This is a genomic window from Brevundimonas sp. KH_058, assembly GCF_057838505.1.
Window position 1 is genome coordinate 1,718,378 of the sequence record NZ_CM174469.1, and the last position, 17,971, is coordinate 1,736,348.

The window sequence follows — 17,971 nt, forward strand, 5'->3', positions numbered from 1 at the left end:
CCAACCCAAAGGCGAAGCTTAGGCTGCGCCGGGGAGACGACGCAATCGTCAGCCTAGCGCCGCGAAGCTTTCGACGTATCGCGCGAGGGACCGAACTCGGCGCCCGCGTTCCATTCCGGCCATTGGTCGCTGTCCGCCAGCTCACGGCCGACAGCGTAGATCAGCGCCACATCCGCCGCTGCGGCATCCATTTTCCAGGTCGCATCCCATTCGTCCGTGGGCTGATGATAGCGGTTCTGGACGTAGTCGCGGCTGGCGGCGCTGGCGCCGGTGAAGCCAGCCGCCGGGAACAGGGCCGGCACGCCGCGCAGGGCCAGGGGGAAGTGGTCGGAGCGATAGAAGGCGCCGGCCTGGGGCGCCGGATCGGCGATCAGGGTGCGGCCGGCCTGGGTCGCGTGGCGCGCCAGCACGTCGTCCAGCTGGTTCTTGCTTTTGCCGATGACGACGACGTTCGGGTCGATCTCGGTTCCGGGCAGCAGGCTGTCGACGTTGATGTTGGCGACCGTGGTCTCCAGCGGCCAGACCGGATTGGCGGAGTAATAGGTCGAGCCCAGAAGCCCAGCCTCCTCGCCCGACCAGGCGGCGAAGACGACCGAGCGTTTGGGGCGCGGCCCGTCGGCGAAGGCGTGGGCCAGCTCCAGCAGGGCGGCGACGCCGGTCGCATTGTCCACGGCGGCGTTATAGATCTTGTCGCCTTGGGTGTTCGGCGTGCCGACGCCGTAGCCGTCCCAGTGGGCGCCGTACATGACGGTCTCGTCCGGACGTTCCGAACCGGGAATGCGGGCGATGACGTTCTTGGTTTCCACCCGGTCGGCGATCTGGCCGAAGTCAACGCTGAGGGTCAGGCCAGGCAGGATCACGGGCTTGAAGTCGGCGCCGCGGGCGCTGTCCTTGAGGGCGGCGAAGTCCAGGCCGGCTGCGGTGAACAGTTCTTCGGCCCTGGCGCGCTGGATCCAGCCCTGGAAGGGCGCGCGCTCGGCGTCGGGATCGGCGCGCACGATGTCGAACTTGGGCGCGGCCGACGAGTTCTGCAGCGTGGACCAGCCGTAGCCGGCGCCCGCCGTCTCATGCACAACCAGCACGCCCGCGGCGCCCCGACGGCCCGCCTCCTGGAACTTGTAGGTCCAGCGGCCATAGAAGGTCATGGCGTTGCCGTCGAACTTGCCGGCGACAGGATCGCCTTCGGGGGCCTGGAAGTCGGGATCGTTGACCAGGACGACGATGACCTTGCCGCGCACGTCCACGTCCTTGAAATCGTCCCACTGGCGCTCCGGCGCCGTCGCGCCATAGCCGACGAAGACGACGGGCGCGTCGGTCACGGTGATGTGGTCGGTCGGTCGGTCACTGGACACCAGCACGTCGGGACCGCGCTCAAGGCTGATCGTCTTGCCGCCGACGGTCGCGGCGATGGTCGCGGGGCCGTCCTGGCGGGTGCGCGACAGATGGGCGACCTGGACGAAGGCGCCGTCCGGTCCGCCGCCCTGGGCGCCGGCAGCGCGGAACTGTTCGACCAGCCAGGCCACCGTCTTTTCCTCGCCCGGCGAAGCAGGCGCACGGCCCTCGAACTCGTCCGACGCCAGGACCCGCACCGATTCGTTCATCCGCGCGGGGTCGATGTTCGGCGCGGCCTCCTGCGCCAGGGCGGGGGAACAGGCCATCATCAGGGCCAGAGCGGAAACGGTGGGCAGGGTGCGGCGCATCGGAAACTCCTGATCGAACCGGGCGACCCTGCCTTTCTCAGTCCCGGCTGTCGAGCCAGTCGATGACGCCGGACGCCGCGACCAAGCCAGAGGCAAAGCTGGCCTGAAGCAGATAGCCGCCGGTCGGCGCCTCCCAGTCCAGCATCTCTCCGGCGGCGAAGACGCCCGGTCGCGCAACCAGCATCAGCCGTTCGTCCACCCCGTCCAGAACCACCCCGCCCGCCGAGGAAATGGCTCGCTCCAACCCCTGAACGCCCGTCAGGGTCAGCGGCATGGCCTTGATCCGTTCCGCCAGGGCGCGAGGCGAGGCGGGCAGGGGGCCGGCTTCGTAGAGCAGGGCGACGGCGGCCGGATCCAGCCCCACCACCTTGCGCAGATGGTTCGACAGGCTGGCCTTGCCGCGCGGCTTCGACAGCCGGTCGGTCAGCTTGCCGACCGCCACGTCCGGCTTCAGGTCGATCTGGATATCGGCGCGGCCGTCCGTCTCGACCGTCGTCCTCAGCGCGGCGGACAGCGCATAGATCGCGCCGCCTTCGATGCCGTAGCGGGCGATCATCGCCTCGCCGCGCGCCGTCCGGTCGCCATGGGTGACGGCGACGCCCTTCAGCGGCTGGCCGGCGAAGCGGTCACGGAACAGGGGGGACCAGGCGACGTCGAAACCGACATTGGCGGGTCGGAACGGCGTAACGGATGCGCCGGCCGCTTCGAGCCACGGCGCCCAGGCCCCATCCGAACCCAGACGCGGCCAGCTGGCGCCGCCCAGGGCCAGAACCACGGCGTCCGGTCTCTCAAGCCGCTCGCCGTCCGGTGTCTCGAACGCCAGCGCGCCGTCGCGCCACCCGATCCAGCGCGAGCGGGTGCGGATCTCGACGTTCAGTTCGCTCAGCCGCGCCAGCCAGGCCCGGACGAGGGGCGAGGCTTTCATCGCCTTGGGAAACACCCGGCCGCTGGACCCGACGAAGGTCTCCTGCCCCATGGCCTCGACCCAGGCGGTCAGATCGGCGGGTGGGAATCGGTCGATCCAGGCGGCGGTCGTCGGCTGAGCGGGGCCATAGCGGGTGGTGAACCGGTCCAGCGGTTCCGAATGGGTCAGGTTCAGCCCGCCCCGCCCGGCCATCAACAGCTTGCGGGCGACCGACGGCATCCGTTCATGAACGATCACTGTCGCTCCCGCCTGCGCCAGCCGTTCAGCGGCCATCAGTCCGGCGGGACCGGCGCCGATCACATGGACATGTCGGGAGGGCGTCAGGCGGGGGGACTGTTGCATGGCGTCGCTTTGCGCGCTTGCGGCGGCGCTGGCTATAGGCAGCCGCATCGCTATGTTCTGTACCATGAGCGTTGCATTCACCCGCGAAGAAGATCTTGAGGCCACCGCCGCCGATCTGGCGGACCGCCCGATCTCGCCCCACCCCAATCTGGTCACGCCACAAGGCCTGGCGATGATCGAGGCCGAACTGGCCTCGGCGCGCGCCGCCTATACCGCCGCCCAGGTAAAGGGGTCCATCGAGAGCGACCGCACGGCGATGGCGCGCGCGACGCGCGATCTGCGCTACTGGTCCGCCCGTCGCGCCTCGGCCCAGTTGGTCGAGCCGACCGAGGACGAGGGGGCCGTGCGGTTCGGCGGGTCGGTCTCCATTGAGCGCGAGGACGGCCGTGCCCAGACCTGGCGTATTGTGGGCGAGGACGAGGCCGATCCGGCGGCCGGATCCGTCAGCCATGTCTCGCCCCTGGCCCGCGCCGTCGTGGGCAAGCGGGTCGGCGACGAGGTGATCGTGGCGGGGCAGTCGGCCGAGATCGTGGCGGTCGGCTAGACCTTACGGCTGGGGCTCTTCGTCGCCCAGCATCTCACGCATCATGTCCAGGATCAGCTTCTGCTTGCGCGGCGGCAGGCGCGGCGCAAGGCGGGTGATCTCGACGCTGTTCCTGGTCGGCTTGTGCTCGTGGTCGAAGGCGGGGGCCACCTCTTCCGCCATGCCGGGCTGGGCGTTGGCGTAGCCGTTGAAGAAGAAGGGGATATCCACCTTCATGAAATCGGCCATCTCGAACAGTTTCGAGGCCGAGACGCGGTTGGTGCCCTTCTCGTACTTCTGCACCTGCTGGAAGCTGACGCCGACGGCCTTGGCCAGGGCGGTCTGGGTCAGGCCCAGGTCCAGACGCTTTTCCTGAACGCGACGGCCGACATGGCGATCGACGGGATGCGGATCCTCGTCCTTGTCACGCGCCATGCCATCCCCCCTCTTTGCTCAGATCGCTGCCCGATTCGCACGGACCCTAGATCGCCGGATCAAAGGCCACAAGGACAGGATGAATGCTGTTAGGGTCGAGAAAAAGAACAGGAAATCGCCGAACCGACCATAGGGCGTGATCCCGGTCGGGCGCGGCAGCGGCGCGTCGATCACGCCCATGACGCCGGGGTCCAGTCGTTGGCCGTCCACGATCCGGCCCCAGGGATCGATCATGGCCGAAATCCCCGTCGGCGTGGCCCGTGCGATCGGCAGGCCGGTCTCGATGGCGCGATAGCTGGCCAGGTTCAGATGCTGGCGCGGACCCGAGGTCGCGCCGAACCAGGCGTCGTTGGAGGCGTTGACGATCCACGCCGGCCGCCCCGCCGCGCCGGGGGTGAAGCCGGGGAACAGGCTCTCGTAGCAGATCAGCACCTGGGCCGGCGGCGCGCCCGGAACCTGGATCGGCGCCGGCGTCGGTCCGGCGGAGAAGTCGCTGGGCATATGCACCAGGCTGCGCAGGCCGACCCTGGTCATGATCCCGCTCAGCGGCAGATATTCGCCGAACGGCACCAGCCGGTGCTTGTCATAGACGGCCGCGACCCTCAGGCCCGCCCCGCCTTCGTCGGCCAGGGCGAACAGGCTGTTGTAGTAACGACCGCCCTCCGGCGCGGTCAGGTCCGGCTCGCCGCGCGCCAGCCCCATCAGCAGGGTCTGTCCGGGCCGCAAGGCGCCGGCGATGGCCTGGGCGTCCGGCGAGGCGAAGACGTCGTTGGCCGAGGCGGGCAGGGCGCCCTCGGGCCAGACCACGACATTGGGCGTGCGTGCCGCCGCCTGACCCGTCAGGGCGACATACCGATCGACGATGGAGCGATAGGCGTCGGGCGACCATTTGGTCTCCTGCTTCACATCGGCCTGAACCAGACGCACGACGGTGTCGGTGAACTGCAGGTCGGCCTGCGCCAGCCTGACGGCGCCGAACGTCCCGACGGCGATCAGGGCCAGCGCCCCCAGGCCGGCGGAGATCAGGCGGCTGCGCTTGGCGCCGGGTCCGATCAGCGGCGCGAAGGCAGCGGTCGCCGCGACCGTGACCAGGCTCAGTCCATAGACGCCGACCACCGAGGCGAACTGGGACATGCCGCCGCCCGCGCGCCAGGTCGCGCCGGCCGGGTTCCACGGAAAGCCTGTCAGCACATGGCCGCGCAGCCATTCGGCGGCGCAGAACAGGGCCGCGAACAGCAGCACCCGCAACGCGCCAAGCGGCGCCCAGCGACGATACAAGGCGGTCGCCGTCCCCCAGAAAAGGCCCAGACCGGCGGGCAACAGGCTGGCCGCGAAGGGCGCCATCCACGCCTGTTCGGGATTGACGAAAAAGGCCTCGGCCACCCACCAGCAGCCGATGAAGAAATAGGCGAAGCCGGCCAGCCACCCCATCCAGAAGGCGCCGCGCACCGTGTCCGAACGCTCCGACAGGATCATCAGCAGCGGATAACCCAACAAGCCGATCAACACGCCGAACGGTGGATGCGCAAAAGCGGTCCCGGCCCCGGCCAGCAGCGCCAGGGCGATGCGGATCAGCCGCCAGGTCAGGGCGCGTTTCTTGTCGGGCATGGCGCGGATCGGGGCGGCGAAACGGTCCAGCAGGGCGTCGGGAAACATCGGTCAGTCCTGCTCGGCTAAATAGGGGTCGGCGACGCCGATCTGGGCCAGGATCTCGCGCTCCTCGGCCTCCATCTCTTCGGCCTCGGCGTCGTCCTCGTGGTCGCGGCCCAGCAGATGCAGCACGCCGTGGACGACCAGATGGCCCAGATGATCGGCCAGGGTCTTGCCCTGCGCCTCGGCCTCGGTCGCGCAGACGCCGTAGGCCAGGACGATGTCGCCCAGATGCGGCGCGGCGTTTTCCGGCGCGGGAAACGACAGGACATTGGTCGGCCTGTCCTTGTCGCGAAACCGGGCGTTCAGTTCGCGCACGCTTTCGTCGTCGGTCAGCAGGACGACGATGTCGCCCTCGACCTTCCCCAGCGCAGCGAGCGCCGCCCGTTCCACGACGGCTTCCGTTTCCGGCAGGGCGCCGGTCCAGGCCTCGGCCTCGACTTCAATCTCGATCATGCGGGGTCTTCGGCAACCGGGGCCGGGCGGCCCTTTTCAGCATCGGCGTCATAGGCGCGCACGATCCGCTCGACCATGGCGTGGCGCACCACGTCCGAGGCTTCGAACTTCAGGATGCCGACGCCCTTGACCCCGTCGAGGATCCGCAGGGCGTGGGCCAGGCCGGAGTCGCGCGGGTTCAGCAGGTCGATCTGCGACGGGTCGCCCGTGACCACCATCCGCGCGCCCTCGCCCAGGCGCGTCAGCACCATCTTCATCTGCAGGCGCGAGGTGTTCTGGGCCTCGTCGACGATGACGAAGGCGTGGCTGAGGGTGCGGCCGCGCATGAAGGCGATGGGGGCGGCTTCGATCTCGCCCTTGTCGCGGCGACGCTGCACGTCCTCAGGCCCCAGGATGTCGTTCAGCGCCTCCCAGATCGGGGCCAGATAGGGATCGACCTTCTCGTTCAGATCGCCGGGCAGGAAACCCAGCTTCTCGCCCGCCTCGACCGCCGGCCGGGTGATGACCAGACGGTCCACCTGTCCGCGCCGCAGCAGGGACGCGCCATAGGCCGCCGCCAGGAAGGTCTTGCCGGTGCCGGCCGGGCCGACGCCGAACGACAACTCGCACCGGCCCAGCATGTCCAGATAGGCCGCCTGCGCCTTGGTCTTGGGCACGATGGAGCCGCGCTTGCCGCCCGGAAGCGAAACGCCCGCCGCCGCCATGCCCGGCGTGCCCTTGCCGCCGCGCGCCTGGCCCAGGGCCGCACGCACGTCGGCCTCGGTGACCTCGGCGCCCAGGGCCGCGCGCTTGGCCAGATCCTCGATGACCTGGCGCGCATCGGTGCGATCGCGCGTGCCGCCGTTGACGGAGACCCCGCCGCCGGGCGCCTCGACCAGCACCTTGAAGGCGTCCTCGATCAGGGCGACGTGACGGCTGTTCGGCCCTACGACCGCACGCAGTTCGGCGTCATTCAAAGGGACGAATTCGGATTCTCGCGCCATCAAGCAGCCTTTTCTTTTTGGGCTAGCGCCGAGACCGCGGGGCTCGGCTGCTTGAGCCCGTCTGCTATGAGCCGGCCTGACAGACTGTTCTGCTGGCCCGCAACGATCTCGACCGGAACGATCTGTCCGATCAGATGATCCGCGTCGTCGACATGGACCGATTGCAGATATAGGGATCGACCGATCGCCTGGCGACGGTGGCCGTGTCGACCGGGCTTGTCGAACAACACATTCAGGGTCCGGCCCGCCTGGGCGAGGTTGAACGCGGTTTGCTGTTCGGTCAGCAGGGCGATCAGACGATGCAGCCGCGCCTTGGCGACTTCCGGCTCGACCTGTTTGCCCATGCCGGCGGCGGGCGTGCCCGGACGCGGCGAATAGGCGAAGGCGAAGGCCCCCGCGTAGTTCACACGCCGCACCAGATCCAAGGTGTCCTCGAACTCCTTGTCCGTCTCGCCGGGGAAGCCGACGATGAAGTCGCCCGCGATGGCGATGTCGGGCCGCGCGGCGCGGATCCGGTCGATCAAGTCGAAGTATTTCTGGCGGCCGTGTTTGCGGTTCATCGCCCGCAGGATGCGGTCAGACCCCGCCTGCACCGGCAGGTGCAGATAGGGCATCAGGGCGTCCAGGTCGCCGTGCGCGACGATCAGTTCGTCGGCCATGTCGTTGGGATGGCTGGTCGTATAGCGGATCCGGTCCAGGCCAGGAATATCGGCCAGGGCATAGGCGAGTTCCGCCAGGGTCGCCTTCTTCCCGTCCGGCCGTTCGCCGTCATAGGCGTTGACGTTCTGGCCCAGAAGCGTGACCTCGCGCACGCCGCGTCCGGCCAGTTGGCGCGCCTCGTCCAGCACCGAAACCATCGGCCGCGACCATTCGGCGCCACGCGTATAGGGCACGACGCAGAAGGTGCAGAACTTGTCGCACCCCTCCTGCACCGTCAGGAAGGCGGTCGGTCCTTCAGTGAAGCGGGTGGTGGGCAGGGCGTCGAACTTGTCGTCGGGGGCGAAGTCGGCGCCGATCCGCTCGCCCCGCGCCCGCGCTGTGCGGGTCAGAAGTTCGGGCAGCTGGTGATAGGCCTGGGGGCCGACGACGATATCGACCGCCGGCTGGCGGCGCATGATCTCCTCGCCCTCCGCCTGGGCGACGCAGCCGGCGACGGCGATGGTCAGGTCGCCACCCGTTTCGCGCCGGACGTCGCGCATCTCGCGCAGCTTGCCCAGCTCGGAATAGATCTTCTCGGCCGCCTTCTCGCGGATGTGGCAGGTGTTCAGGATGACGAAGTCGGCGGCCTTAACATCGTCGGTCGTCGCGTAGCCCAGCGGGCGCAGCACATCGGCCATGCGCTCACTGTCATAGACGTTCATCTGACAGCCGTAGGTCTTGATGAACAGGCGCTTTTCGGGCGCCGCCATCGCTTCGGCCGTTGGAACCAGGGTCTCAGTCATTGCGGGCTTATGATCGCCCGCACGCGCCCCGACAAGACGGGCGTTCAGCCGGCATCCACGTCGGCGGGATCGACCCGCGCGGCGTGGCGGGTGAAGATCAGGCCTTCGCGTTTGGACGGCTCGGCGCCCTCGATCGCCACGCCGTAAAGCTCCAACTTGTGGCCGATCAGCTGGAAGCCCAGCCGTTCCGCGATCTCGGACTTCAACCGCTCGATCTCGGCGTCGAAGAACTCGATCACCTCGCCCGACTTGGTGTCGATCAGGTGGTCGTGGTGATCGTCGCCCGCCTCTTCATAGCGGCTGCGGCCATCGCCGAAGTCATGCTTCTCGACCACGCCCGCCTCTTCGAACAGGCGCACGGTGCGATAGACGGTGGCGATGGAGATGTGCGGGTCGATGGCCGAGGCGCGACGGTACAGCTCCTCGACATCGGGGTGGTCTTCGGCGTTCGACAGCACGCGGGCGATCACCCGACGCTGTTCGGTCATACGCATGCCGCGGTCGGCGCAGAGTTTTTCGATCCGGTCCATGACCCTAGAATAGGGGCTCGGATCGCATCAGGGAAGCGGCACGTTGGCCTGATCCACACAGAGATCGCGGCTCATCACCAATGCATCCGTCCGAGACCCGTCGGCGGCGGCGTAATAGGCCTTTCGACGGCCGATCTGGGTAAATCCAGAGCGGTCGTACAGGGCGCGGGCGGCGAGGTTGTCCTCAGAGACTTCCAGGAACAATCGCGATGCCCCCGCCCGCGCCGCCGTGACGGCGCCGAGTTCGACCAGGCGACGGCCCAGCCCTGTTCGGCGCGCAGACGGACGCACCGCCAAGGTCAGGATTTCGGCCTCGTCCTGCACCACGCGGATCAGGATGAAGCCATCCGGCTCGATGACGGCGAAGACGCCGGTCTGGGACAGCAGGTCCGCAAACTCGGTCTGGCTCCATGGCGCCGCGAACGCCTCGGCATGAAGGGCGGCGAGAGTGTGCGGATCGGGAGCGGTCATGACGCCGGTTGGCGCGGCTGGCCTGGCAGGCGGCTGGGCGGGGTCGCGTCGGGTGCGCGCAGGTAGAGCGGGCGCGGCAGGTGAACCGCCGGATCGGCGGCGGCGCTCAGCCGGGCCAGCGCCTCTGGCGACGGCGCGACGCGGTCGTCCCGGCTTGCGAACTTCAGATTGGGATGGGCCTCAACCAGAACCGCAGCGCCGTTGCCCACGAGGGCGATGTCGGGGCCAAGATCGGCGATCCGGCCCGCCGCGTCGCCTAGCGACAGGGCTTTGTCGGGTCCGAGAGGCTCGCCATTGGCGAACAGCCGCGCGTAAACCTGACCGCGTCTGGCGTCGATCAAGGCGGCGACCGGCCCCGTAACGGCATCCGAGGAGGCCGCGAGGGCGTCCAGGGCGGATAGACCTACAACCGGCCGATCCAGCGCCGCGCCCAGTCCCTGGGCGAAGGCCAGACCGACGCGAAGTCCGGTGAACGATCCCGGTCCGACGGTCACGCCGATCCGGTCCAGACTATCGAAACCGCCGCCCGCCTCGGCCATCGCATCGCGAACCAGACCGCCCAGCCGCTCCTGATGTCCCTTGGTCATCGGCTCGAACCGCACGGCCAGAGGGCGGTCGTCCTCGAACACCGCCGCCGTGCAGGCGCCCAGCGCCGTATCGATCACCAGAAGTCTCATGAGCGGCCTTCTAGGCCGCTCTGGCGAGAACCTCCACCAGTCGCGTCAAGGCTTGCCGCACGGCGCGGTCGTCGATGCGGGAAAACCCGTCGGCCATCGCCCGTCCCTCAGCCGTTACGGCCAGGGATCGGATCATGATTAGTTCGGCGCTTTCGGCCGGTTCAGGACGATCCGGAAAGAAGGCCTCGACGGGCAGGCCCAAGGCCAGAGCCAGCCGATGCAGGCGCGCCGCAGAAATGCGATTGCGCCCACCCTCGTATTTTTGAAGCTGCTGACAACTGACGCCGACCATCGCGCCCAGCGCCGTCTGCGATAGACCCAAGGCCGTTCGCCGCGACGCAATGCGCGTCCCGACCAGAGCATCCAGAGGCTCCACGGCGCGGGCCTTCTTGCGAGAAACGCTATCCGTCTTTTCCATAGAAAGACGATTTCACAACCTTACCGAGAATGCAACGTTTTCGTTTCATCGCTCCAGTCGGGCGACGACCGCCGATGTTCGCACGATGAGGTGACGGTCGATGATCTCGGCTTGATCGAGCTTTCCGGCGCCGCGCACGTGCATCTCTTGAGCATCCGTCCGCTCGAATAGCCGCACACGCATCGTCCCATCGGCCATCTCTATCACGCAGCCCTGCCCCTGGCGCGGCTGCATCCCCGGTTCGAACTCCAGAACGACGCCGGGTTCGGCCCAAGGTGACAGGTGGTCGTCACGAACTTCAATACGGTTCGGTGCGCGCGATAGCCCGTCGAAGGGGCGTCCGCTGTTTTCGACGCCGTTCGGATCGACCGCTGTCGGTCGATCGGCCTCGTCTGATAGCAGCAGGGCAAGGGCTTCGGGGCTGGAGTCCAGAGCGCCTGTCAGGCGGCGTTGCACATCGGGTCGGAACAGGCCGGGACGCCGGCCGGATTCGTACAGGCCCCAACCCTGGCTCGTCATATTGACCCGAGCACCCGCCTCGGCCTGCGACAGGCCGCGCTCGCGGCGCAGGGCGGCGAGGGCTTCGCCGAGGCGAAGAACTTCAGGGTCGGGAACGAAGCGGGGCATCAACTCAAGATGGCGCCCGGCGATGTGTCTGGCGAGACGAAACCGTCGAAACGATCAGATCGTCTGCTCGACCCGCGTCACTTCCGGCACATAGTGGCGCATCATCTGCTCGACGCCGGCCTTCAGCGTGGCCGACGACGAGGGACAGCCGGCGCAGGCGCCGCGCATGCGCAGGTTCAGAACCCCGGTCGATTCGTCGAAGGAATCGAACAGGATGTCGCCGCCGTCCTGGGCCACGGCCGGGCGGATGCGGCTATCCAGCAGGGCCTTGATCTCGGCGACGATCTCGCTGTCGTCCTCGGCATGGCTGTCGGTCTCGACGCTGGCGCCGCGCGTCAGCGGCTGGCCCGAGACGAAATGATCCATGACGACGCCCAGGATCGGCGCCTTCATCTCCGACCACTCCGGCCCCTGGGGCTGGCGGGTCACGGACACATAGTCGGCGCCGAAGAAGACGCCGTCGACGCCTTCCAGCTCGAACAGGGCTTCGGCCAGGGGAGAGGCCGTCGCCTCGTCTATGGTGCGGTATTCCAGCGCGGCGGCCGGCGACACGTCGCGGCCGGGCAGGAACTTCAGCACGTTCGGATTGGGCGTGGGTTCGGTCTGGATGAACATGGGCGGGAGATGCGCTCGCCCCCGCCCCGTTGCAAGACCCCGCGCGGAACCTAGCGCCGTTTCAACCCGCCCAGCAGGCCGCGCATCAGCTCGCGGGTCAGGGTCGATCCGGCGGTGCGAAGGACCGACTTGGTCATGGCTTCGATCGGTGTTTCACGCGTGGAACGACGGGCCGGGGTCGGTGTCGCGCGCGCGGCGCGCGCATCGGCCTGAGCCTGTGCTTTCGCTTGCGCCTGGGCCGCCTTCTCATCGGCCCTGGCCTGAACCTGAGCGGCCTTGTCGGCCTCGACCTGGGCCTTCGCCTGAGCCGCTGCCTGATCGGCGGCGCCGTGGCGGTTGGCCAGGATTTCGGCGGCGGATTCGCGGTTCAGAACCTGATCGTAGAGGCCGCGCACGGGACTGGCGGCCATGATCGCCGCGCGCTCGGCGTCGGTCGCCGGACCCAGGCGTGACGCCGGCGGGCGGACCTTGGTGCGGGCCACGATGGTCGGCGCGCCCTTCTCGTCCAGCACCGAGACCAAGGCCTCGCCCACGCCCAGACCCTGGATGGCCTCGGCGGTATCGAAGGCGGCGTTGACGCGGAAGCTTTGCGAAGCGGCCTTCAGCCCCTTCTGTTCGGACGGCGTATAGGCGCGCAGGGCGTGCTGGATACGGTTGCCCAGCTGGGCCAGGACGGTGTCGGGAATGTCGGCCGGGTTCTGCGTCACGAAATAGACGCCGACCCCCTTGGACCGGATCAGGCGGACGACCTGTTCGACCTTTTCCAGCAGGGCGCGCGGGGCGTCGTTGAACAGCAGGTGGGCCTCGTCGAAGAAGAAGACCAGGCGCGGCTTTTCCGGGTCGCCCACCTCTGGAAGTTGCTCGAACAGTTCCGACAGCAACCATAGCAGGAAAGCCGCATACAGGCGCGGACTGTTCATCAGCCGGGTCGAATCCAGCACATTGACCTGGCCCCGTCCGTCCAGACCGACGCGGATCATGTCTTCCAGCTTCAAGGCCGGTTCGCCGAAGAAGGCGTCGCCGCCCTGTTGCTCGACCTGCAGCAGCGAGCGCTGGATGGCGGCGATGGAGGCGGGGGCGACATTGCCGACCTCGCGTCCGATCCGCTCGGCGTTCTCGCCGACATAGACCAGAAGGCTGCGCAGATCGTCGAGGTCCAGCAGCAGCAGGCCCTCCTTGTCGGCGACGTGGAAGACGACGGTCAGCACGCCTTCCTGCACGTCATTCAGGTTCAGCATCCGCGCCATCAGCACCGGGCCGATCTCGGACACGGTGGTGCGGATCGGATGGCCCTTCTGGCCATACAGATCCCAGAAGACCGTCGGCGCGGCGCGCGGCGTCAGGGTCAGCCCCATCTCGGTCGCGCGGGCGATCAGTTTCTCGTTCGGGGTTCCCACCTGCGAAATGCCCGACAGGTCGCCCTTCACGTCGGCGCAGAAGACCGGCACCCCGGCGTCGGAGAACCCTTGGGCCATGATCTGAAGTGTGACCGTCTTGCCCGTTCCGGTCGCGCCGGCGACGACGCCGTGGCGGTTGGCGCGGTTGAACAACAGGCTTTCCGGCTGGTCGGCGTCGGATTGGCCGAGGAACAGGCCGGGCAGGGCGTCGGGCATCACGGGTCTCCGATGGGCGTCTCGAAGAAAGGTCTAGCGCGTTCCAAACGCGGTCGGAACAGTGATTGACGCCGAAGCCGGGCGGTTCGACAACACAGGCATGAAAAGCCCCGTCGCCATGCCGTCCTCGGCCGTGTCCCGCAACGCCCTCGGGATCATCGCCACGGTGGCGGCGGGAGCGGCCATCTATTGGCTGCGGGACATCCTGACGCCGCTGGCCATGGCCATCTTCCTGCTGATCATGATCGACGGGGTGAAGCGGTCGGTCGAGGCGCGCACGCCGTTGAACAGCCGTATGGCCGGGATCGCGGCCCTGACCCTGGTGGTGCTGGCCTTCTTCGCCTCCATCGCCATCATCGTGAACGGCGCGGCCGGCTTCTTCGGCGAGGCGTCGGGCGTGTCCCAGAACATCGGCCCGCGCATCGATCAGATCATTCGCGATGTCTATGGCATCGTGCGGCTGGCCAATCCGCCGACGGCCCAGGACCTGATCAACGGCATCGACGTGCGCGGCTATCTGACGTCGATGGCGTTTCAGGTGCAGGGCATCGCCTCGGGCGCCTTCTTCGTCCTGATCTATCTGGGCTTTCTGCTGGCGTCCCAGGTTGGGTTCCGCCGCAAGATCATCGCCATGTTCCCCTCGGAGGCCCAGCGCGACGAGGCTGTCGCGGTGTTCCAGCGCGTGCGCGGCGGGGTCGAGGGCTATATCTGGGTGCAGTCGGTGACGGGGGCGATGATCTGCGTCGTGGCCTGGATCCTGATGCGGGCGGTGGGGCTTCAGAACGCCGAGTTCTGGACCTTCGTCATCTTCATCGTTGGCTTCATCCCCGTGCTGGGCGGGGCGGTGGCGGGGCTGGCCCCGCCGCTGTTCGCCCTTGTCCAGTTCGAAAGCTACTGGCCGGCCGCCATCCTGCTGGTCGGGTTGCAGGTCATCCTGTTCGTCGTCGGCAACTTCATCCAGCCGCGCATGCAGGGCGACAACCAGAACATCGATCCGGTGGTGGTGCTGCTGGCTTTGGCCTTCTGGGGCAAAATGTGGGGTGTGATCGGCATGTTCCTGTCCACGCCGCTGGCCGTCATGGCCATGGCGATCCTGGCCGAGTTCAAGGGGTCGCGCTGGATGGCGATCCTGCTGTCCGGCGACGGCGAACCCTATGCGGACGAGGACAAGACGACCGACAAGCCGAAATCGGCCCGGCGCAAGCCTAAACCTGAGCCTGCGCCGGAGGCCTGATCAGGGCTGCCAGCCGCTGATCTGATCCGTGTCGCCTTCGCCGGCCAGGGCGCCGCGCGTCTTCTTCACCTCGGCCCAGGCGGCGCGCAGCAGGGCGGGCACGCCCTCGCCCGACACGCCGGACACCAGCATGGGGCGGCGACCTGAGACGGCTTCCAGTTCGGCCGCCTTCTCCTCGCGCGCCTCTGGCGTCAGGGCGTCGATCTTGTTCAACGCCAGGATCTCGGCCTTGTCGGCCAGGCCCTCGCCATAGGCCTCAAGCTCGCCACGGATGATGCGATAGGCCTCCGCCACATCGTCCTGTGTGCCGTCGATCAGGTGGATCAGGCTGGCGGATCGTTCGACGTGACCCAGGAACCGCGTGCCGAGCCCGGCGCCCTCGCTGGCGCCTTCGATCAGACCGGGGATGTCGGCGATGACGAACCGTTCGGACGGCGACAGGTCCACCATTCCCAGGTTCGGGGCCAAGGTGGTGAAGGGATAGTCGGCGATCTTGGGCTTGGCCGCGCTGGCTGCCGACAGGAATGTCGACTTGCCTGCATTCGGCAGGCCCGCCAGACCGATGTCGGCGATCAGCTTCAGCCGCAACCAGATCCAGCGTTCCTGACCGTCCTGGCCGGGATTTGCGTATGTCGGCGCTTGGTTGGTCGGGCCCTTGAACCGCACATTGCCCCAGCCGCCGTTGCCGCCCTTCAGCAGCAGTTCGACCTTGCCGGGGGTGTCCATGTCCAGCAGGACGGTTTCCTTGTCCTCGTCCAGAACCTGTGTGCCGACCGGCACCTTCAGATGCACGTCGTCGCCCTTGCCGCCATGCATCTGGCGACCCTGACCGTGATGGCCGGTCTGGGCCTTGAAATGCTGCTGGTAACGATAGTCGATCAGGGTGTTCAGCCCGTCCATCGACTCGATCCAGACGTCGCCGCCCTTGCCGCCGTCGCCGCCGTCCGGGCCGCCGTTGGGAATGAATTTCTCGCGTCGGAACGACACGGAGCCCGCGCCGCCGTTACCGGAGCGGATATAGATCTTGGCCTGGTCGAGGAACTTCATCGCGGGCTTATGCCAAAAGACGAGGGCGAGGGCGAGGCGCCGCGTAATTCATAGGTCATTAAGCGACGCGATCCAGACTCTTCGCCCATGAACGTCTCGTCCGCCGGCGCCATGGTCAATGTCCTGAACGAGGGCCGCGTCCAGCGCGAAAAGGCCGCGGACGAGCGATCCGCCGCCCGGCTGCGCGACGCCAGGTCGGCGGTGGCGACGCTGAAGCAGATGAACACCGACGCCTCGGACCAGAAGAAGGCCGCCGCAAAACAGCGCGTGGACCAGCTCAAGGCCCGGCTGCAGATGCTGAGGATGAGCAGTCCCGTCGATCCCAAGGTGCTGGCCCAGCTGGCGCGCGAACTGAAATCGGCGGTCAGCAGCTATGCCGGCGCAGGCGGGTCCGCCGGCGATCTTGGCGTGACGGCGACAGCCGCCGCCTCGACCCCGTCGGCCGATGCGGGCGCGGCTCAAGTCGAGTCCAGGGACGACGCCGCTGCGACCCAGGCTGTCGCGACAGAACAGGCGGGCGAGCCAAAACAGGACGAGGCCGGATCGCCTGACAATCCCTACCAGCGCTTGGCGCAGGACGCCGAGGTCAAGCTGGCTGACGCGTCACGTCGCGGCGCGGCCAGCCAGGCTGACAGGGACTTCCTGACCGACGTTCGGGGCCTGGCTAATCAGATCAAGGCCCTGGCCAAACAGGCGGCTGCTGCAAAGGCCGATCCGGTCGAACGGCGCGACGCCGAGGCGGCGGAAAACGCCGCGGCCGAGGTGCTCAAGGCCGTCGATGACGCGGGCAAGAGCCTGAACGTCGGCGGCGTGTCGCTGACGGTCTGATCACCGCAGCGCCAGCGTCACCGTCTTGATGTCCACATATTCGTCGATGCCGTGGATCGAACCCTCGCGGCCATAGCCCGACTGTTTGACACCGCCGAACGGCGCGACAGCGGTGGAGATCAGGCCCGTATTGACGCCGCACATTCCCGCCTCGATCCGACGCGAAAACCGCATGGCCCGGTCCAGGTCGCGGGTGAACAGATAGGAGGCCAGGCCGTAATCGCTGGCGTTGGCCTTCTCCAGAACCTCCTCCTCGGTATCGAAGGCGAAAACGGGGATCATCGGACCGAACGTCTCTTCCTCGCGGAACAGTGCGTCGTTCCCGCCCAGGGTGACGGTCGGCTGGAAGAAGCGGCCGCCCAGCTCATGGCGCGAGCCGCCGGTCAGCACCTTGCCGCCGTCGGCCTTGATCGTCGCCACGTGTTTCTCGACCTTGTCGATGGCCTTGTCCTCGATCAGTGGCCCAACCTTCACGCCCTCTTCGAAAGCGTTCCCGACGTTGATCTTTGCGACTTCCGCCGCGAGTTTTTCGGCATAGGTCTCGGCGACCGACCGCTCGACATAGACGCGGTTGGGACAGACGCAGGTCTGGCCCGAGTTCCTGAACTTGCCCTTGATGGTCTCGGCGACAGCCAGGTCCAGATCGGCGTCGGCGAAGACGATCAGGGGGGCGGCGCCGCCCAGCTCCATCGACACCCGCTTCAGCGTCGGAGCGCACTGTTCCGCCAGCTTGCGGCCCACGCCGGTCGAGCCGGTGAAGGACAGTTTGCGGATCGCGGGACTGTCGGTCAGCGCCTTGCCGATGGTCGCGGCGTCGCCCGTGACGATGGACAGGGCGCCCTTGGGCAGGCCCGCCGCATAAGCCAGTTCCGCCAGGGCGATGGCGGTGAAAGGGGTCTGGCTGGCCGGCTTGACCACGGCGGTGCAGCCGGCGGCGAAGGCGGGGCCCAGTTTCCGCGTCAGCATGGCGGCCGGGAAGTTCCACGGCGTGATCAGGGCGCACGGGCCCACCGCCTCGCGATAGGTCAGGATCAGATGGCCCAGCGGACTGTCCTGGGTCTCGCCGATCAGTCGCTCGGCCTGACCTGCGAACCATTTCAGAAAGCCGTTGGCGTATATCACTTCGCCCTTGGCCTCCTCGAACGGCTTGCCGTTCTCCAGCGCCATCAAGGCGCCCAGCCCCTCGACGTTGTCGTCGATCAGCGCGGCCCATTTGCGCAGGAAGGCGGCGCGCTCGTGAGGATCGGAGCGGGACCAGGTCTTGAATGCCTCGGCCGCCGCTGCGATCGCCTGTTCGGTTTCGGCGGCGCCCAGGTCGGGGACATGGCCGATGATTTCGCCGGTCGCCGGATCGTCGACGGCGATGCCGCCACCGTTCGCAAGGATTGGCTCTCCGGCGATCAAGGCGTGCTGGCGCAGCAGCGCAAGGCCGGCGTGGCGGGCGGTGTGGTTCAC

19 protein-coding genes are annotated in these 17,971 nt (G+C 67.9%); 3 read left to right on the plus strand and 16 right to left on the minus strand.

Annotated elements, in window-relative coordinates; genetic code table 11:
* Positions 1-53: 53 nt before the first annotated feature.
* Positions 54-1,700: a M28 family metallopeptidase gene (locus tag AC3ISA_RS08130; protein WP_489177481.1), complete on the minus strand. Its 1,647-nt coding sequence runs from the start codon at positions 1,698-1,700 to the stop codon at positions 54-56.
* Positions 1,701-1,737: 37 nt separating this feature from the next.
* Positions 1,738-2,967: a TIGR03862 family flavoprotein gene (locus tag AC3ISA_RS08135; protein ID WP_489177482.1), complete on the minus strand. Its 1,230-nt coding sequence runs from the start codon at positions 2,965-2,967 to the stop codon at positions 1,738-1,740.
* A 64-nt stretch (positions 2,968-3,031) separates the two neighbouring features.
* Here AC3ISA_RS08135 and greA point away from each other — a divergent pair, with 64 nt between their 5' ends.
* The gene (gene greA / locus AC3ISA_RS08140) at positions 3,032-3,511 is read left to right on the plus strand and encodes a transcription elongation factor GreA (RefSeq protein WP_489177483.1); all 480 of its coding nucleotides are present in this window, start codon (positions 3,032-3,034) and stop codon (positions 3,509-3,511) included.
* 3 nt (positions 3,512-3,514) lie between these two features.
* On the opposite strand, the gene AC3ISA_RS08145 is transcribed toward greA, so the two are convergent.
* The 12 genes from AC3ISA_RS08145 to AC3ISA_RS08200 are packed head-to-tail and all read right to left on the minus strand — an operon-like array spanning position 3,515 to position 13,407.
* Entirely contained in the window at positions 3,515-3,925 is a 411-nt protein-coding gene (locus AC3ISA_RS08145; RefSeq protein WP_372691432.1) for a helix-turn-helix domain-containing protein, read from the minus strand.
* An 18-nt stretch (positions 3,926-3,943) separates the two neighbouring features.
* Entirely contained in the window at positions 3,944-5,533 is a 1,590-nt protein-coding gene (gene lnt / locus AC3ISA_RS08150) for an apolipoprotein N-acyltransferase (protein WP_489180082.1), read from the minus strand.
* 51 nt (positions 5,534-5,584) lie between these two features.
* On the minus strand, positions 5,585-6,031 hold the full coding sequence (gene ybeY / locus AC3ISA_RS08155) for an rRNA maturation RNase YbeY (RefSeq protein ID WP_489177484.1): 447 nt from the start codon (positions 6,029-6,031) through the stop codon (positions 5,585-5,587).
* Positions 6,028-7,014 carry a PhoH family protein gene (locus AC3ISA_RS08160; RefSeq protein WP_372691430.1) on the minus strand — a complete coding sequence of 329 codons (987 nt, stop codon included), beginning with the start codon at positions 7,012-7,014 and terminating at the stop codon, positions 6,028-6,030. The genes ybeY and AC3ISA_RS08160 overlap by 4 nt, the downstream gene beginning before the upstream one ends.
* Positions 7,014-8,456, minus strand: coding sequence for a tRNA (N6-isopentenyl adenosine(37)-C2)-methylthiotransferase MiaB (miaB, locus tag AC3ISA_RS08165; protein WP_489177485.1), 1,443 nt, complete (start codon positions 8,454-8,456; stop codon positions 7,014-7,016). Before miaB ends, AC3ISA_RS08160 begins: the two co-directional genes overlap by 1 nt.
* Positions 8,457-8,500: 44 nt before the next feature.
* Positions 8,501-8,986, minus strand: coding sequence for a Fur family transcriptional regulator (locus tag AC3ISA_RS08170; RefSeq protein ID WP_159847368.1), 486 nt, complete (start codon positions 8,984-8,986; stop codon positions 8,501-8,503).
* 27 nt (positions 8,987-9,013) lie between these two features.
* Positions 9,014-9,457, minus strand: a complete 444-nt coding sequence (gene rimI / locus AC3ISA_RS08175) for a ribosomal protein S18-alanine N-acetyltransferase (protein ID WP_489177486.1) — start codon at positions 9,455-9,457, stop codon at positions 9,014-9,016.
* A complete protein-coding gene (gene tsaB / locus AC3ISA_RS08180) occupies positions 9,454-10,134 on the minus strand; it encodes a tRNA (adenosine(37)-N6)-threonylcarbamoyltransferase complex dimerization subunit type 1 TsaB (protein WP_372691427.1) in 681 nt (226 codons plus the stop codon). The genes rimI and tsaB overlap by 4 nt, the downstream gene beginning before the upstream one ends.
* 10 nt (positions 10,135-10,144) lie before the next feature.
* Entirely contained in the window at positions 10,145-10,552 is a 408-nt protein-coding gene (locus AC3ISA_RS08185; RefSeq protein WP_489177487.1) for a helix-turn-helix domain-containing protein, read from the minus strand.
* A gap of 45 nt (positions 10,553-10,597) precedes the next feature.
* Positions 10,598-11,179: a helix-turn-helix domain-containing protein gene (locus AC3ISA_RS08190; protein ID WP_489177488.1), complete on the minus strand. Its 582-nt coding sequence runs from the start codon at positions 11,177-11,179 to the stop codon at positions 10,598-10,600.
* Positions 11,180-11,233: 54 nt separating this feature from the next.
* Positions 11,234-11,794 (minus strand): NifU family protein, encoded by a 561-nt coding sequence (locus AC3ISA_RS08195; protein WP_489177489.1) that lies wholly within the window; start codon positions 11,792-11,794, stop codon positions 11,234-11,236.
* Positions 11,795-11,844: 50 nt separating this feature from the next.
* Positions 11,845-13,407, minus strand: a complete 1,563-nt coding sequence (locus AC3ISA_RS08200) for a helicase HerA-like domain-containing protein (RefSeq protein ID WP_489177490.1) — start codon at positions 13,405-13,407, stop codon at positions 11,845-11,847.
* Between the two features lie 61 nt (positions 13,408-13,468).
* Between AC3ISA_RS08200 and AC3ISA_RS08205 the strand changes: the two genes are divergently transcribed.
* Positions 13,469-14,641, plus strand: a complete 1,173-nt coding sequence (locus AC3ISA_RS08205; RefSeq protein ID WP_489177491.1) for an AI-2E family transporter — start codon at positions 13,469-13,471, stop codon at positions 14,639-14,641.
* Here the strand turns inward: AC3ISA_RS08205 and obgE are convergent, their stop codons facing one another.
* Positions 14,642-15,688, minus strand: coding sequence for a GTPase ObgE (gene obgE / locus AC3ISA_RS08210; RefSeq protein ID WP_489177492.1), 1,047 nt, complete (start codon positions 15,686-15,688; stop codon positions 14,642-14,644).
* Between the two features lie 87 nt (positions 15,689-15,775).
* Between obgE and AC3ISA_RS08215 the strand changes: the two genes are divergently transcribed.
* Positions 15,776-16,516 (plus strand): hypothetical protein, encoded by a 741-nt coding sequence (locus AC3ISA_RS08215; protein WP_489177493.1) that lies wholly within the window; start codon positions 15,776-15,778, stop codon positions 16,514-16,516.
* Here the strand turns inward: AC3ISA_RS08215 and AC3ISA_RS08220 are convergent, their stop codons facing one another.
* On the minus strand, positions 16,517-17,971 hold the full coding sequence (locus AC3ISA_RS08220) for an NAD-dependent succinate-semialdehyde dehydrogenase (protein ID WP_489177494.1): 1,455 nt from the start codon (positions 17,969-17,971) through the stop codon (positions 16,517-16,519).